10 protein-coding genes and 1 pseudogene are annotated in these 15986 nt (G+C 66.7%); 4 read left to right on the top strand and 7 right to left on the bottom strand.

Features of this window, described 5'->3' with window-relative positions; all coding sequences use genetic code 11:
- Nucleotides 1–23 precede the first annotated feature (23 nt).
- From gspD to gspF, 3 genes are read left to right on the top strand one after another with little or no spacing between them, the layout of a single operon-like run.
- Entirely contained in the window at nucleotides 24–2441 is a 2418-nt protein-coding gene (gene gspD, locus AC1RQK_RS23960) for a type II secretion system secretin GspD (protein ID WP_492811534.1), read from the top strand.
- Between the two features lie 8 nt (nucleotides 2442–2449).
- Nucleotides 2450–3988, top strand: a complete 1539-nt coding sequence (gene gspE, locus AC1RQK_RS23955; protein WP_492811531.1) for a type II secretion system ATPase GspE — start codon at nucleotides 2450–2452, stop codon at nucleotides 3986–3988.
- Nucleotides 3989–4004: 16 nt separating this feature from the next.
- Nucleotides 4005–5222, top strand: coding sequence for a type II secretion system inner membrane protein GspF (gene gspF / locus AC1RQK_RS23950; protein WP_492811529.1), 1218 nt, complete (start codon nucleotides 4005–4007; stop codon nucleotides 5220–5222).
- Between the two features lie 1133 nt (nucleotides 5223–6355).
- Here the strand turns inward: gspF and AC1RQK_RS23945 are convergent.
- Nucleotides 6356–7127 (bottom strand): annotated as a pseudogene (locus tag AC1RQK_RS23945) (NYN domain-containing protein); the annotation flags it as partial.
- A gap of 327 nt (nucleotides 7128–7454) precedes the next feature.
- Between AC1RQK_RS23945 and AC1RQK_RS23940 the strand changes: the two are divergent.
- Nucleotides 7455–11048, top strand: a complete 3594-nt coding sequence (locus AC1RQK_RS23940) for an indolepyruvate ferredoxin oxidoreductase family protein (protein WP_492811527.1) — start codon at nucleotides 7455–7457, stop codon at nucleotides 11046–11048.
- 77 nt (nucleotides 11049–11125) lie between these two features.
- On the opposite strand, the gene AC1RQK_RS23935 is transcribed toward AC1RQK_RS23940, so the two are convergent.
- The 6 genes from AC1RQK_RS23935 to AC1RQK_RS23910 form a co-directional block, all read right to left on the bottom strand.
- The gene (locus AC1RQK_RS23935) at nucleotides 11126–11824 is read right to left on the bottom strand and encodes a hypothetical protein (protein ID WP_492811525.1); all 699 of its coding nucleotides are present in this window, start codon (nucleotides 11822–11824) and stop codon (nucleotides 11126–11128) included.
- 138 nt (nucleotides 11825–11962) lie between these two features.
- The gene (locus AC1RQK_RS23930; RefSeq protein ID WP_492811523.1) at nucleotides 11963–12397 is read right to left on the bottom strand and encodes a hypothetical protein; all 435 of its coding nucleotides are present in this window, start codon (nucleotides 12395–12397) and stop codon (nucleotides 11963–11965) included.
- Nucleotides 12394–12999 carry a DUF4166 domain-containing protein gene (locus AC1RQK_RS23925; RefSeq protein WP_492811521.1) on the bottom strand — a complete coding sequence of 202 codons (606 nt, stop codon included), beginning with the start codon at nucleotides 12997–12999 and terminating at the stop codon, nucleotides 12394–12396. The genes AC1RQK_RS23930 and AC1RQK_RS23925 overlap by 4 nt, the downstream gene beginning before the upstream one ends.
- Nucleotides 12996–14507 (bottom strand): TIGR01777 family oxidoreductase, encoded by a 1512-nt coding sequence (locus AC1RQK_RS23920; RefSeq protein ID WP_492811519.1) that lies wholly within the window; start codon nucleotides 14505–14507, stop codon nucleotides 12996–12998. Before AC1RQK_RS23920 ends, AC1RQK_RS23925 begins: the two co-directional genes overlap by 4 nt.
- A gap of 93 nt (nucleotides 14508–14600) precedes the next feature.
- On the bottom strand, nucleotides 14601–15149 hold the full coding sequence (locus AC1RQK_RS23915; RefSeq protein ID WP_492811517.1) for a GbsR/MarR family transcriptional regulator: 549 nt from the start codon (nucleotides 15147–15149) through the stop codon (nucleotides 14601–14603).
- A gap of 78 nt (nucleotides 15150–15227) precedes the next feature.
- On the bottom strand, nucleotides 15228–15842 hold the full coding sequence (locus AC1RQK_RS23910) for an HD domain-containing protein (RefSeq protein WP_492375242.1): 615 nt from the start codon (nucleotides 15840–15842) through the stop codon (nucleotides 15228–15230).
- Between the last annotated feature and the right edge of the window lie 144 nt (nucleotides 15843–15986).

The following is a 15986-nucleotide window of genomic DNA, read 5'->3' as shown; positions in this document are numbered from 1 at the left end:
ATGCCCGCAGCCCGGAACCGAATATGAAAACCCAAGCCCTTCGACCTTCGCTCAAGACCCGCTGCGCCCGCGCCACCGCGCTGCTATGCGGCCTCTCCCTGCTGGCACCCGCGCCGCTGTGGGCCCAGCAACCGAGCCAGCCGGCGGCCCAGCCAGGCCAGCCGCCCGACCTGACTCCGCGCAGCCGCGACCAGGTCGTGCTCAACTTCGTCAATGCCGACCTGGAATCGGTGGTGAAGGCGGTGGGGCAGGCGACCGGCAAGAACTTCGTCATCGACCCGCGCGTGAAAGGCTCGGTGAACCTGGTGACCGAGCAGCCGGTGTCGCGCTCGCAGGCGCTGGAAACGCTGGGCTCGGTGCTGCGCATGCAAGGCTATGCGATGGTCGAGAGCAACGGCTTCACCAAGGTGGTGCCGGAAGCCGACGCCAAGCTGCAGGGCTCGCCCATCGTGGTCGGCAGCGGCAGGTCCCGCGGCGACCAGGTGGTGACCCAGGTGTTCCGCCTCAACTATGAGTCGGCCAACAACCTGGTGCCGGTGCTGCGCCCGATGATCGCGCCGAACAACACCATCACCGCCTACCCGGCCAACAACACGCTGGTCATTACCGACTACGCCGAGAACCTGCAGCGCCTGGGCCGCATCATCGCCGCCATCGACGCGCCGGCCTCGGGCGAGGTCGAGCTCGTGCCGCTCAAGAATGCCATCGCCAGCGATACCGCGCTGGTGCTGCAAAAACTGCTGGACCCGGGTTCCGCCGGCGCTGCTGGCGGGGCCGTGGCAGGCGCCGACGCCAGCCTGCGCACCTCGGTGGTGGCGGAGCCGCGCAGCAATTCGCTGATGATCCGTGCCTCCAGCCGGGCACGGCTGCAGCAGGCGCGCCAGTTGATCGAGAAGCTCGACCAGCCCTATGCGCGCCCCGGCAATATCTGGGTGGTGCCCCTGAAAAACGCGGAAGCCACCAAGCTGGCACAGACGCTGCGCGCCATCGTCGCGGCCGACAGCTCCTTCAACACCAGCCAGTCCGGCACGCAGGGCGCGACCGGCGCGGCGGGCGTCGCCGGCGGCACCGGCCTGCTCAACACCTCGACGCCCAACACCGGCCAATACACGGGCGGCAGCACCGGCAGCTCCCGCAGCGGATCGGGATCCGGCGGCGGCAGCTCGGCCTTCGCGAACTCATTCGCCACCAACACGTTGCCGACCACCGGCGGCATCATCCAGGCCGACCCGGCCACCAACTCGCTGATCATCACGGCCAGCGAGCCCGTCTACCGCAACCTGCGCGCGGTGATCGAAGACCTCGACATGCGCCGCGCGCAGGTCTATATCGAGTCGATGATCGTGGAAGTCTCTTCCACCCAGACCGGCCAGCTGGGCATCCAGTGGCAGGGCCTGCTCAACTCGCGCAATAGCAACACCAACGTCTTTGCCGGCACCAACTTCGGCACGGGCGGCCAGAACATCATCAACCTGACGGGTGCCGCCGCCGCGATCAACGCGAACGGCGCCGCCGCCATTCCGAGCGTCTCGGGCCTGGTGCCCGATCTGGCCGGTCTGAACCTCGGCATCGTCAACCGGGCGATGGGCCTGGGCGCGCTGCTGCACGCGCTTGGTGCCGACGGCAGCGTCAACCTGCTGTCCACGCCCAACCTGATCACGCTGGAGAACGAGGAAGCCAAGATCCTGATCGGGCAGAACATCCCGGTCACCACCGGCTCCTACGCGCAGACCGGCAGTTCGGCGTCAGTCACGCCATTCCAGACCTTCGACCGCAAGGACGTCGGCATCACGCTGCGGGTCAAGCCGCAGATCACCGATGGCGGCCTGGTGAAGATGCAGATCTACCAGGAATCATCGTCCGTGGTACAGGGCACCGCCGCCCTCACCCAGGGCCCGACCACCAATGTGCGCTCGATCGAGACCAACGTGCTGGTGGACGACGGCCAGATCATCGTGCTGGGCGGCCTGATCGAGGACACCTACGGCGACGGCGTGCAGAAGGTGCCGGGACTGGGCGACCTGCCGTGGATCGGCGGGCTGTTCCGCTACGAAAACAAGAACCGCGGCAAGACCAACCTGCTGGTGTTCCTGCGCCCGTACGTGATGCGCACCGCCGGCGCCACCGACCGCCTGACGCAGGACCGCTACGACTATATGCGCGGCCTGCAGCAGGGCTTCGCCTCACCCAACATCATGGTGCGCGACGGCAATACGCCGATCCTGCCGCCGGCGGACGCGCCCATGGCACCGTTCGTCGACCCGCGCTCGCGCGGGCCGGTGCCGGGTCCGCTGCCGCTGGAGCAGACGCTGCCGCAATCGCAGCAGCAACAGCAGCAAAGGCAGCCGCAAGCCCAGGCGCCCGCGGCCAACGGCACGCCGCTGCCGCCGGGCGTCAATCTCGGCAACGCCACGGTGGACGCCGTGCGCCCGGTGAACTGAGACTCGCCATGGCCACAAGCATCGCCCCCGCCGCCATGTCCGACGAGCCGCTGGAGCCGCCGTCGACCATCGCCGCGCGCCTGGTCACCTACGGCTTCGCGCGCGAGGCCCGCCTGCTGATCGCGCACCAGCGTGCCGACGGCCTGGAGGTGTGGGTCAGCCGCGCCACCTCGCCCGCAGCGCTGGCCGAAGTGGCACGCGTGCACGGGCCGCTGCGCCTGCGCGTGCTGGAGCCCGATGCGCTGGAGCTCGCCATGTCCGAGGCCTACAACCGCCAGGACAGCGGCAGCGCCGCCCAGGTGGTTGGCGAGGTGGAGGGCGAAGTCGACCTGTCGCGGCTGATGCAGGACATTCCCGCCGTGGAAGACCTGCTGGAGTCCGAGGACGACGCCCCCATCATCCGCATGATCAACGCGCTGCTCACCCAGGCCGCGCGCGAAGGTGCCTCCGATATCCACATCGAGCCGTTCGAGTCCTCCTCGGTGGTGCGCTTTCGCGTGGACGGCACGCTGCGCGACGTGGTGCGCCCGAAGAAGGCGCTGCACGGCGCGCTGATCTCGCGCATCAAGATCATGGCGCAGCTCGACATCGCGGAAAAACGCCTGCCGCAGGACGGCCGCATCACGCTGCGCGTGGGCGGGCGTCCCGTGGACGTGCGCGTCTCCACGCTGCCCACCGGCCACGGCGAGCGCGCGGTGCTGCGTCTGCTCGACAAGGAGGCCGGCCGCCTCGATCTCGCCAAGCTCGGCATGGCGCCGGGCACGCTGGGCGGCTTCGATCACCTGATCCGCCAGCCGCACGGCATCGTGCTGGTGACCGGGCCGACCGGCTCGGGCAAGACCACCACGCTGTACGCCGCGCTGTCGCGGCTCGATGCGCGCACCACCAACATCATGACGGTGGAAGACCCGATCGAGTACGACCTCGACGGCATCGGCCAGACCCAGGTCAACCCGCGCATCGACATGACCTTCGGCAAGGCGCTGCGGGCCATCCTGCGCCAGGATCCGGACGTGGTGATGATCGGCGAAATCCGCGACCTGGAAACCGCGCAGATCGCGGTGCAAGCCTCGCTGACGGGCCACCTGGTGCTGGCCACGCTGCACACCAACGACTCGGCTTCGGCGGTGACGCGGCTGGTCGACATGGGCATCGAGCCCTTCCTGCTGTCGTCGTCGCTGCTCGGCGTGCTGGCACAGCGGCTGGTACGCCGGCTGTGCCAGCACTGCAAGCGCGAGGAAGTGATCGAAGTCACACCCGACGAAGCCGACGTGCTGCTGGCGCAAGGCAAACCGCTGCAACGCGTGTGGCATGCGGTGGGCTGCGACAAATGCGGCCACTCGGGCTACCAGGGGCGCATGGGCGTGTACGAGCTGCTCAGCGTGGATGACGAGATCCGCACCATGATCCACCGCCAGTCGGCCGAATCCGAGATCAAGAAGGTGGCCCTGGCGCGCGGCATGCACACCATGCGTCGCGATGCGCAGCGCTGGATCGACTCGGGCGCAACCGCGCTGGAAGAAGTCTTGCGCGTCACGCGCGACTAAGGGCGAGCCCAGAGACATGCCAGCCTATCGTTACGAGGCCGTCGATGCCGCCGGCAAGACCGATCGCGGCGTCATCGAAGCCGACAGCCCCAAGCAGGCCCGCGGCCAGTTGCGCGCGCGCGGCCTGACACCGCTCAATGTGGATCCGCTGGCAGGCGTCGGCGGCGTGCAGAAAAGCAGCACCGCTGCCTTCGTGCGCCGGCTCTCCACGCAAGAGCAAGCGCTGTTCACGCGCCAGCTCGCCAGCCTGATCGTGGCTGGCCTGCCGCTGGACGAAGCACTGGCGGCGCTGGCTGACCAGGCCGAGCGCAGCTATGTGCACGAGCTGCTGGCCGGCATCCGCGCGGACGTGGTCGGCGGCAGTTCGCTCTCGGTGGCGCTGTTGCAGCATCCGCGCGATTTTCCGGATATCTACCGCGCGCTGGTTTCCGCCGGCGAGCACTCGGGCCACCTCGGCCTGGTGCTGGAAAAGCTGGCGGACTATATCGAGACGCGCAACTCGCTCACCGCCAAGATCCGGCTGGCCTTTACCTACCCCGCCATCGTCACCGTGGTGGCGTTCGCCATCGTGATCTTCCTGCTGTCCTATGTGGTGCCGCAGGTGGTGAGCGTCTTCGCCAACACCAAGCAGAAGCTGCCGATGCTGACCATCATCATGCTGGCGCTGTCGGATTTCGTGCGCAACTGGTGGTGGGCCGCCCTGGCGTTCATCGTGGCGGTGAGCCTGGGCATACGCAGCCTGCTGCGCCAGCCCGGTGTGCGCCTGGAGTGGCACCGCTGGCTGCTGACCGCGCCGCTGGTCGGCAAGCTGATCCGCGGCTATAACACCGCACGCTTCGCCAGCACGCTCGCCATCCTGGTATCCGCTGGCGTGCCCATCCTGCGCAGCCTGCAGGCAGCCGGGGAAACGCTGACCAACGAGGCGCTCAAGGCCAACGTGGATGACGCCACCACGCGGGTGCGCGAAGGCGCCTCGCTGGCACGCGCGCTGGCGGCGCAGAACCAGTTTCCTTCCGTGCTGGTGCATTTGATCCGCTCTGGCGAAGCCACCGGCAACCTGCCGATCATGCTGGAGCGCGCGGCGCAGGGCGAAGGCGCAGAGCTGGAGCGCCGCACGCTGTTCCTCACCAGCCTGCTCGAGCCGCTGCTGATCCTCAGCATGGGCGTGGTGGTGCTGCTGATCGTGCTGGCGGTGCTGATGCCGATCATCGAGATCAACCAGTTGGTACGGTAGTCATGCGGCTGGCGGCGCAAGCTGCCGAAATGCAAAACGGCGCCTTGCGGCGCCGTTTTGCGTTCTGACGAGTCTGGCTTATTCAGCAGCCTTCGCCGTCTTCTTCGGTGCGCGCTTGGCCGGCGCGGCGGCGGCCGCCTTCTTGGCTGCAGGCGCAGCCTTTTTGGCGGGAGCGGCGGCCTTCTTGGCCGGCGCAGCAGCCTTCTTGGCGGCTACAGCGGTCTTTTTGGCTGGTGCTTCCGCTTTCTTGGCGGGTGCGTCTGCCTTTTTGGCCGGTGCGGCAGCCTTCTTGGCGGGTGCAGCCGTCTTCTTCGCGCGGGCCGGGGCCTTGGCTTTCGCCTTGACCTCAACCACGGGCTCGACCGGCTCGACCAGCTCGGCAACCTCGACCACCTCGGCCATTTCCACAACCGGAGCGACTTCGACGACCTCGGCAACCTCGACCGCTTCCACGACCGGCGCCACCTCGACAATCTCGATGACTTCAGCGGCTTCGACGACCGCCGCCACCACGGTGGACGACGGTGCCACAAAGATCGAGCTGTCGATCGGCCACGGGATCTCGCTCAGCGTGACCTCGGGCTTGGGCGGCTTGCGGCGGCGGCCACCGTTCGATTCGCCGTTTTCGCCAGCATCGGCGTCGTCCTGCTCGTCCTCGGACTCGGCGCCGTTGTAAGCCTGCTCCACGCGCTCCAGCACGTCCATCGGATCGACCACGAACGACGGGGCGGTTTCGCTAACGGGAGCGGGGGCCGGCGCTGCAAATTCGGGCACCGGCGCGGGCTGCACAGGCAGTGCGGCCTGCTGCGCACGCTCCGGCCGTGAGCCTTGTTGCTGCGGGAAAGGCTGGCGATCGCCACCACGCCGCTTGTTGCGGCGATTCTCGCGCCGCTCGCGGTTGTCACGGTTCTCAGCCTGAGGGCTTTCTGCCTGGGCATTCTCACCCTGACGGTTCTCGCCCTGGCGGTTCTCGCCCTGGCGGTTCTCGCCCTGGCGGTTCTCGCCCTGGCGGTTCTCGCCCTGACGGTTCTCGCCCTGGCGGTTCTCGCCCTGGCGGTTCTCGCCCTGACGGCTCTCGGGCTGGCGGTTCTCGGGCTGGCGCTCGTCGCCCTGGCGGGGCTCGGCTTCGCCGGTCTTGGAACGGCGCTTCAGGCGCACCCACAGCGTCTTGTTGTTGTTGCCGTTGCGGGTCTCGACTTCGAACAGGCCCGTGGCAGCGACCAGCTCGGAGAGCTTGCCGTAGCCGTAGTTGCGCGAGTCGAACTCGGGTGCCTGCTTGGCGATGTGGTTGCCCATGCCGCCGAGCGTGGCCCAGCCTTCTTCGTCCGAGACCGCTTGCGAGGCGCTTTGCAGCAGGCGCACCAGGCGCGAATCCTGGCGCAGCTCGCCGCTGTTGCGCTTGCGCGCGGGCGCGGCGGCGCCGTCGGCTTCCGTATCGGTGTCGGTGTCGGCGTCGCTGCGCAGCACGTCGGCAAAGATGAACTTGTCGCAGGCCGTGACGAAGGGCTTGGGTGTCTTGCGTTCGCCAAAGCCGTACACGGTCAGGCCCTGCTCACGGATGCGCGAGGCCAGGCGGGTGAAATCGCTGTCGCTGGAGACGATGCAGAAGCCGTCGAAGCGGCCCGTGTACAGCAGGTCCATCGCGTCGATGATCATCGCGCTGTCGGTGGCGTTCTTGCCGACCGTGTAGCGGAACTGCTGGATCGGCTGGATGGAGTGCGACAGAAGGCGCTCCTTCCAGCCGGCCAGGTTGGGCTTGGTCCAGTCGCCGTAGATCCGCTTGACGGCGGCTACGCCGTACTTGGCGACTTCGGCCAGCAGGCCTTCGACGATGGCGGGCGCCGCATTGTCGGCGTCGATCAGCACAGCCAGGGTCGCAGTGCCCTGGCGGGAGGAAATAGTCATGTTGGGTCCTGGAGGCCGGTCGGCCTCGGATGGGGCGGGTTGCACCGGGGCACAATCCCTGAAGATATGGCGCACGGTCCGCATCTGCCCGTTTGTTGCGTAAACCTGTTTGCAACGCAGTGTACACGCGAAGCGTGTCCATTCGGGAAAGCACGCCTGTGTCGGGCGCGCTTTTTGCTGCGTCGCAAGGTGCCGCCCCCTTGGGGGCGGTGCTACCATGCTGCAACGAGACACGGTCGTTTTCCGCCTTCACAAGAGGCGGCGCACGGTCGCCCACAACTGAAGTGAGTCGGTGATCCCGACTGCATGCCCCATAGAGGAGCACCTATGAATGCCCCCCTGACCCCTCCGGTCAGCGACGCCATCCGCCGCGCGCTCGCAAACGTTTCCCTGGAAGACAAATACACGCTGGAGCGTGGCCGCGTATATATCAGCGGCACGCAGGCGCTGGTGCGCCTGCCGATGCTGCAGCGCGAGCGCGACCGCGCCGCCGGCCTAAACACGGCCGGCTTTATCTCTGGTTACCGCGGCTCGCCGCTAGGCGCGCTGGACCAGTCGCTATGGAAGGCCAAGCAGCATCTGGCTGCGCACGACATCGTGTTCCAGGCGGGATTGAATGAAGACCTGGCTGCCACATCGGTATGGGGCTCGCAGCAGGTGAATATGTATCCGGACGCCAAGTTCGAGGGCGTGTTTGGCATGTGGTACGGCAAGGGCCCGGGCGTGGACCGCACGAGCGACGTCTTCAAGCACGCCAACTCGGCCGGCTCCTCCAGGCACGGCGGCGTGTTGGTGCTGGCGGGCGACGACCACGCCGCCAAATCGTCCACGCTGGCGCACCAGTCCGAGCACATCTTCAAGGCCTGCGGCCTGCCGGTGCTCTATCCCTCGAACGTGCAGGAGTATCTCGACTACGGCCTGCATGCCTGGGCCATGAGCCGCTACTCCGGCCTGTGGGTGTCGATGAAATGCGTGACCGATGTGGTGGAGTCATCGGCATCGGTGGAGCTGGATCCGCATCGCGTGGAAATCGTGCTGCCGCAGGATTTCGTCCTGCCGCCGGGCGGCCTGAATATCCGCTGGCCCGATCCGCCGCTGGAACAGGAAGCGCGCCTGCTCGACTACAAGTGGTACGCCGGCCTGGCCTATGTGCGCGCCAACAAGATCGACCGTATCGAGATCGATTCGCCGCATGCGCGCTTCGGCATCATGACCGGCGGCAAGGCTTATCTCGACACGCGCCAGGCGCTGGCCAACCTGGGCCTGGACGATGAGACCTGCGCACGCATCGGCATCCGCCTGTACAAGGTGGGCTGCGTGTGGCCGCTGGAAGCGCACGGCGCGCGTGCCTTTGCCGAAGGCCTGCAGGAAATCCTGGTGGTCGAGGAAAAGCGCCAGATCATGGAGTACGCGCTCAAGGAAGAGCTCTACAACTGGCGCGACGACGTGCGCCCCAAGGTCTACGGCAAGTTCGACGAAAAAGACAACGCAGGCGGCGAATGGTCGATCCCGCAGAGCAACTGGCTGCTGCCAGCGCACTATGAACTGTCGCCCGCCATCATTGCGCGCGCCATCGCCACGCGGCTCGACAAGTTCGAGCTGCCCTCCGACGTGCGCGCGCGCATTGCCGCGCGCATCGCGGTGATCGAGGCCAAGGAAAAAGCCATGGCCGTGCCGCGCGTGGCGGCCGAGCGCAAGCCCTGGTTCTGTTCGGGCTGCCCGCACAACACCTCCACCAACGTGCCCGAAGGCTCGCGCGCGCTGGCCGGCATCGGCTGCCACTACATGACGGTGTGGATGGACCGCAGCACCAGCACCTTCAGCCAGATGGGCGGCGAAGGCGTGGCATGGATCGGGCAAGCGCCCTTCGCCGGCGACAAGCATGTGTTCGCCAACCTGGGCGACGGCACCTACTTCCACTCCGGCCTGCTGGCGATTCGCGCATCGATCGCGGCAGGCGTCAACATCACCTACAAGATCCTCTACAACGACGCCGTCGCCATGACCGGCGGCCAGCCGATCGACGGCAAGCTGTCGGTGCAGGATGTGGCCTTCCAGGTGGCGGCCGAGGGCGCGAAGAAGATCGTCGTCGTCACCGACGAGCCTGAAAAATACAGCGCCGCCATCAAGCTGCCGCAAGGCGTGGAAGTGCACCACCGCGACGAGCTCGACAAGATCCAGCGCGAGCTGCGCGAGGTGCCCGGCGCCACCATCCTGATCTACGACCAGACCTGCGCCACCGAAAAGCGCCGGCGCCGCAAGCGCGGCACCTACCCTGATCCGGCCAAGCGCGCCTTCATCAACGACGCGGTCTGCGAAGGCTGCGGCGATTGCTCGGTGAAGTCGAACTGCCTGTCGGTGGAGCCGCTGGAAACGGAGCTTGGCACCAAGCGGCAGATCAACCAGTCGTCCTGCAACAAGGACTTCTCGTGCGTCAACGGCTTCTGCCCGAGCTTCGTCACGGCCGAAGGCGCACAGGTGAAGAAGCCCGAGCGCCACGGCGTGTCGATGGACAACCTGCCGGCCTTGCCGCAACCGGCGCTGCCCGGCCTTGAGCATCCCTACGGCGTACTGGTCACGGGCGTGGGCGGCACTGGCGTGGTCACCATCGGCGGCCTGCTCGGCATGGCCGCGCACCTGGAAAACAAGGGCGTGACCGTACTCGACATGGCCGGCCTGGCGCAAAAGGGCGGCGCGGTGCTCTCGCACGTGCAGATTGCCGCGCACCCGGACCAGCTCCACGCCACCCGCATCGCCATGGGCGAAGCGGACCTGGTGATTGGCTGCGACGCCATCGTCAGCGCCACCGACGATGTCATCTCCAAGACCCAGGTAGGACGCACGCGCGCCATCGTCAACACGGCACAGACGCCCACCGCCGAGTTCATCAAGAATCCCAAGTGGCAGTTCCCCGGCCTGTCGGCGGAACAGGATGTGCGCAACGCAGTGGGCGAGGCTTGCGACTTCATCAACGCCAGCGGCCTGGCCGTGGCGCTGATCGGCGACGCCATCTTCACCAACCCGCTGGTGCTGGGCTACGCCTGGCAAAAGGGCTGGCTGCCGCTATCGCTGGACGCGCTGGTGCGCGCCATCGAGCTCAACGGCACGGCGGTGGAAAAGAACAAGGCTGCCTTCGACTGGGGCCGCCACATGGCGCACGACCCGGAGCACGTGCTGTCGCTCACCGGCAAGCTGCGCAACACCGCCGAAGGCGCGGAAGTGGTCAAGCTGCCCACCTCCTCCGGCGCCCTGCTGGAAAAGCTGATCGCGCACCGCGCCGAGCACCTGACTGCCTATCAGGATGCCGCTTACGCGCAGGCCTTCCGCGACGCGGTGAACCGTGTGCGCACGGCGGAAATCGCACTGGTTGGCAGCGGCAAGCCGCTGCCGCTGACCGAAGCGGCGGCACGCAACTTGTCCAAGCTGATGGCCTACAAGGACGAGTACGAAGTCGCACGCCTTTATACCGATCCCGTCTTCCTCGACAAGCTGCGCAATCAGTTCGAAGGCGAGCCCGGGCGCGACTACCAGCTCAATTTCTGGCTGGCGCCGCCGCTGATGGCCAAGCGCGACGAGAAGGGGCATCTTGTGAAGCGCCGCTTCGGTCCCTCCACCATGAAGCTCTTCGGCGTGCTGGCCAAGCTCAAAGGCCTGCGCGGTGGCATGTTCGATGTGTTCGGCAAGACCGCCGAGCGCCGCACCGAACGCGCCCTGATCGGCGAGTATCGTGCGTTGCTGGAGGAGCTGACGCGTGGTTTGAGCGCAGCCAATCACGCGACCGCGATCACGCTGGCCAGCCTGCCCGACGACATTCGCGGCTTCGGGCACGTCAAGGACGACAACCTGGCGAAGGTGCGTACGCGCTGGACGGCGCTGCTTGAGCAGTTCCGGCATCCGGAGACGGCGCAGCAGGTGGCTTGAGTTTCAGGTTGAACGGAGCGCCGCCGCGAAGGGGCGCTCCGGTTGCGGAAACTCGATTCCGGCCTGAAGCCGACCGTTCAGGCATTCGCGTTGCGATCCGGCTCGGCGAAGAAAACCTCGATGGGCACGAAGTGCCATTGCGCGGCTTCGGGGTCGTAGAGGGCAACCTGGTTGATCTGCGCGCCCACGCAGACCGTTCCCGGCATGCGCTGTATGGCCAGCGCCACGGCCTGATGCCGTTGCTGTTCCGTCCACGTTTCGATCAGGCTATGCGAATCCGCGTGCGCGAACAGCCCGGCGTGTTCGCGCACGCGTTCGTACCTGGCAATGCCTTGCTGGTCGATCTCGAGCTCGATGGCATCGTGCGCCGATGGCGGGATCTCGTCGGTCTGCACCATGCAAACGCTGGCGAGCCCCCCTTTGCGCCTGACCACGATCCGGCCGTCGCTCGCAGCCCAGCCGCAGTGCAGGTTGATATGGAGCTTTCCGCCGCTATCCCGGATCAAGGTCCGGGGATCGAAAGCCGCCGCATGCGCGACGTGATACGGCTTGCCCGGGCTAGACACGAACGCCGCGTTCAGCAGTGCGTCAAAGGGCGAGATATGGACGGCCAGTGCCGAGCCGGCATCGGCATTGCCCTCCTCCACGAATTCGCATGAGGCGTTGCACCAGTCCGGCTGGCCCTCGCATGGCGCGTAGTTGATCAGCACGAACAGCGCTGGCCGGGTGTGCAGAACGTGCCCGCATGGGCGAAAGGGCGTGTTGGGCAGCGCCATAAAAGTGCACCTCCTATAGGTTACATTCGGGGTGCCTCAATCTATACCCAACACGGTGCGATAAAAGAGTAGGAAATTTCTGCTTTTGCTTGGGGATTGCGCGAAGGCAGGGGTAAAGACACTGCTGACGCAGCGATATCAGCGGTCCCGGTGCTTCAACGCGAACAGCGTCATCCCCCAGAACGGCACCCACCAGATCAGGTCGCTGCACAGCACGAACAGGCCACTGCGCCATGCGAACACACCGGTCAGCGCGCCATGCAAGAAGCCCAGCGGCCCCAGGGTCTTGCCCACCAGTCCCACCACCACCAGCGGCCAGTAGCGCAGCATGTCCTGCGCCGCGATCCAGTAGCCCAGCGCGTAGACGCCCACCATCATGCCAATGCAGCGGATCATGGCATCGGGCGTGGCCGGCATGCCCAGCCAGTCGAAGATCTGCGACGGCCACAGGCTCAGCGCAATCGCATAGAGCAGGTTGTAGAGGGCTGCCAGCCGCAGTACGGCAGGCATCCACCCCGGTACGCGGGGCAGGCTGATGGACGCATTGCGCCCGATGGTTGGATTGGACTTCATGCCATATTCTCCAGGTAAGTCTCGGGTTCAGATTCAGATTCAGGTTCGCGGATGGTCAGCACGCCGTCATAGCGCAGCAGGTAGCCCAGGCGTGGCGCCCATATGCGCACATCGCAGCGATAGCTGTGCGCATCCCGTGCGCGTTCGCTGGCCAGCACGTGCAGCCACGGCACGGTCAGGCCGAGCAGGCTGACGCCGCGGCTGGCCTGCCACAACCGGCCGGTGCCATCGACACGCGTTGCCAGCACGATTGCCAGCGGCCCCATGCGTTCCGTCACCTGCCCGGCTCGCGCGAGCCGCATGCGGCTCGCCACGATGTGCCCGCCGATGCTGCGGTGCCAGCGCTCGCCAGCGGGTTCCGGTGAGATGGTCACAAGGGTCGCCGCCGCCGCCGTGGGCCGGGGCAGCGCCGACAGCCGCATCAGCGCGCGCAGCCAGCGCCGCGCGCTCCAGCGCACGCGCAGCGTGCCGCGCAGGTGCACGCCCTCGGCACGATGCACGCGCTGCAGCACCGGCGGCAGGCTGGCAAGAGCGGCACCCAGCATGGTCCCGTACAGGCTTTGCGGGCCAGCGTCCGTGCCATGCGCGGCTAACGTGTTCATCGACGTGCCCGCCCGTTGCCGAGCAGGTCCTCCAGCGCCAGTTGCAGGGTCGGGAAGCGGAAGGCATAGCCTTCCCGCTGCAGGCGCGCCGGCGCCACGCGCAGCCCGTCGAGCAGCAGCGTGGCCTGCTCGCCCAATGCCAGCCGCATCGGCCATGCGGGCGTGGGCATGAAGGCGGGCCGGTGCAGCAGCGCAGCCGCCGCGCGCACAAACCCGGCCTGGCTCGGGGTATCCGGCGCAACCAGGTTATAGGTGGCAACAGCCGCCGGGGCGGCTTGCGCGGCGTCGCCCCGGCAGAGCCAGGCGATCACGCCGAGCACGTCGTGGATATGTACCCAGCTCTGCGCTTGCCGGCCGCTGCCCATCGGGCCGCCAAAGCCGAGCCACACCGGCATCAGCATGGCGGGCAGCGCGCCTTGATGGCCATAGACCACGCCGAGGCGCAGGATGGCTAGCGGGATACCCAGCGGCGTCACGGCGCGGGCCGCGTCCTCCCACTGCTGGCACAACTGCGAGGCAAAGATGTCCTGCGGCGCGCTGGCCTCCGTACGCTGGCTCAGGTCGTCGTCACCCTGGATGCCGTAGAAACCCACCGCCGAGCCATTGATCATCAGGCGCGGCCGGTACGCTGCGGCGGCCAGCCACGCTGCCAGCGCGCGCGTGGTGCCCACCCGGCTTTCCACCAGGCTGCGCTTGCGTGCGGCGCTCCAGCGCGGGCCGAGGATGGGCGCGCCGGCAAGGTTGATCACCACATCGAAGCGCACGGCCGGATCGATCTGCGCCAGCGAACCGACGCATGCGGCGCGGCCGTCGAACAACTGTGCAGCCACGCGCGGGTTGCGCGCCCAGATCGTCACGCGATGGCCATCGGCCAGCAGCGAGCGCACCAGCGCCTGCCCGATAAAGCCGGTGCCGCCGGTCAGCAGGAACGATTGCGCGCGCCGGGAGGGATCGGCGCCGGTGAAATCGAACGACGGCGTAACACCGGCGCGGGCCGCCAGCGAGCGGCTTGCGAACGCATCGCGCACGCCAGAGGCGGCCACGCCGAGCGCGAACACGCTCAGCACCCAGCTTTGGCAGCCTTGTGGATGGAAGTGCAGGCCCGATGGCAGTTCCCACCAGGCTTGCGAATGCCAGGCCAGCAGGCCAAAGATCACGCCACCGTTGATGGCCAGCACGGTATGCGTCACCCGCTCGCTCGGCGGCAGGCTGCGGGTCTGGTCTTCCACCACGAAGTCGCGCAGCGTGAGCAGGATCTCGATGGCAACGATGGCCCATAGCGGCACCAGCCAGGCGCCGCCCCAGGCAAACCAGGCCAGGCCGCCAAACAGCACGCCGTACAGCACTGCCCGGATCGCGTGCAGGCGCAGCTCCGGCGCGGCGTTGTGCTGCTGCGGCAAGGCGCAGCGCAGTTCGTGATGCCAGACGGTATCGAAGGCACCCATCAATCCCTGCATGATCAGCAGGTTGAGGATGACGGTGTAGAGCGTGCCGCTGGTGGGGTCCATCTCAAGCATCCTTATTTACATTAATTTCTGTCTTAAGAGAAATATCTGGTCAAAAAAAGCGGCCACCGCGGTGGCCTGCTTTTCATGCCTGTGCTACTTGCCGGCTTCGCGGGCACGCTGGTCGCCACGCACCAGCTTCTGGATACGCGCGCCGAGCTTCATCACCTTGACCAGGGTATCGGGCGAGAGGCGCAGCATTTCGTCGCCCCAGCTGCCCAGCGTTTCCATCAGCTGCAAGGTGGCGATGATGCGCTTTTGCACTTCCTTGCTCTCCTTGGAGAACGCGGGATTGCTCACGCATTCGTGCAAGGCATCGATGGTGGGATCGAACTCGCGCTGCTTGCGCTCGCGCACCACGGTGCGGAACAGGTCCCACACATCGGTGATGGTCTCGAAGTGATCGCGCCGGTCGCCCATCATGTGCACGGTGCGGATCAGCTTCCAGTTCTGCAACTCCTTGAGGCTGTTGCTGACGTTGGAGCGTGCGACGTTGAGCGTGTCGGCGATTTCCTCGGCCGGCAGCGGATGCTCGGCAAGGAACAGCAGGGCGTGAATCTGCGCGACGGTGCGATTGACGCCCCACTTAGAGCCCATTTCGCCCCAGTGCAGGACGAAGCGTTGTGCGACCGGTTGAAGTTCCATGCCTGACAGTTTATCTGTTCGGAAATTTCCGTCAAGACAGAAATTCAACTTCCTGCAGTCAACCCATGGCGGCCAGGTTCAGGCCGGCTGCGCCAGCGTACTCTCGTTCTCCTTCACGTACATCGAGTTGCGCGGACGCGCGAACACGCGCCGCACCATCGGCTCGAAGAAGGACAGCGGCAGCGTGTCGTAGTCCTGCATGAAGGCCGCGCCGTCGTACTTGGCGCAGAACTCCGCGGTGCGCTCGAACAGCGCGGGCTGGTCGCGGAATTGCTCGCGCAGGTTGCGGTCCAGACCCAGGTGATGGAAGAAGTAGTAGCCCTGGAACACGCCGTGCTTCTCCACCATCCACAGATTCTCCGGGCTGACGAAGGGCTTGAGGATGGCGGCGGCGATGTCGGGATGGTTGAAGCTGCCGAGTGTGTCGCCGATATCGTGCAGCAGCGCGCATACCACGTACTCCTCGTCGCGCCCGTCGCGGTGGGCCAGCGTGGCGGTCTGCAGGCAGTGGGTCAGGCGGTCGATGGGAAAGCCGCCGCAGTCGCCCTCGAGCAGCCGCAGGTGATCGAGCACGCGGTCGGCCAGCGCCTGCGCAAAGGGCATGAACTCGGCGGATATCGCCGCCCAGTCCTCGCGCGTGCCTTGTTCCATGTGGCTGAAGGTGGCGCGGGCGTGCGTGGTCGTTTCGCTCATTGTGGGGTCTCCGTGCAGGGTGATCCTGCTTGTTTTGCTTGTGATGAACAACGATTGAACAAACATTGAGCAACGATTCTGGCACAGGTTTGGCGGCTACACTGTCAAGGACTTAACATTGCCGCCGCATGCCGCGGCGCATCA

The organism is Cupriavidus sp. GW822-FHT02D05 (genome assembly GCF_058802485.1).
This window is presented reverse-complemented; position numbering and strand designations above follow the sequence as displayed.

Bases quoted from the DNA above. Each gene is read 5' to 3' on its own strand.
- gspD (WP_492811534.1), top strand. From the start codon at position 24: ATGAAAACCCAAGCCCTTCGACCTTCGCTCAAGACCCGCTGCGCCCGC.
- gspE (WP_492811531.1), top strand. From the start codon at position 2,450: ATGGCCACAAGCATCGCCCCCGCCGCCATGTCCGACGAGCCGCTGGAG.
- gspF (WP_492811529.1), top strand. From the start codon at position 4,005: ATGCCAGCCTATCGTTACGAGGCCGTCGATGCCGCCGGCAAGACCGAT.
- AC1RQK_RS23940 (WP_492811527.1), top strand. From the start codon at position 7,455: ATGAATGCCCCCCTGACCCCTCCGGTCAGCGACGCCATCCGCCGCGCG.
- AC1RQK_RS23935 (WP_492811525.1), bottom strand. From the start codon at position 11,824: ATGGCGCTGCCCAACACGCCCTTTCGCCCATGCGGGCACGTTCTGCAC.
- AC1RQK_RS23930 (WP_492811523.1), bottom strand. From the start codon at position 12,397: ATGAAGTCCAATCCAACCATCGGGCGCAATGCGTCCATCAGCCTGCCC.
- AC1RQK_RS23925 (WP_492811521.1), bottom strand. From the start codon at position 12,999: ATGAACACGTTAGCCGCGCATGGCACGGACGCTGGCCCGCAAAGCCTG.
- AC1RQK_RS23920 (WP_492811519.1), bottom strand. From the start codon at position 14,507: ATGGACCCCACCAGCGGCACGCTCTACACCGTCATCCTCAACCTGCTG.
- AC1RQK_RS23915 (WP_492811517.1), bottom strand. From the start codon at position 15,149: ATGGAACTTCAACCGGTCGCACAACGCTTCGTCCTGCACTGGGGCGAA.
- AC1RQK_RS23910 (WP_492375242.1), bottom strand. From the start codon at position 15,842: ATGAGCGAAACGACCACGCACGCCCGCGCCACCTTCAGCCACATGGAA.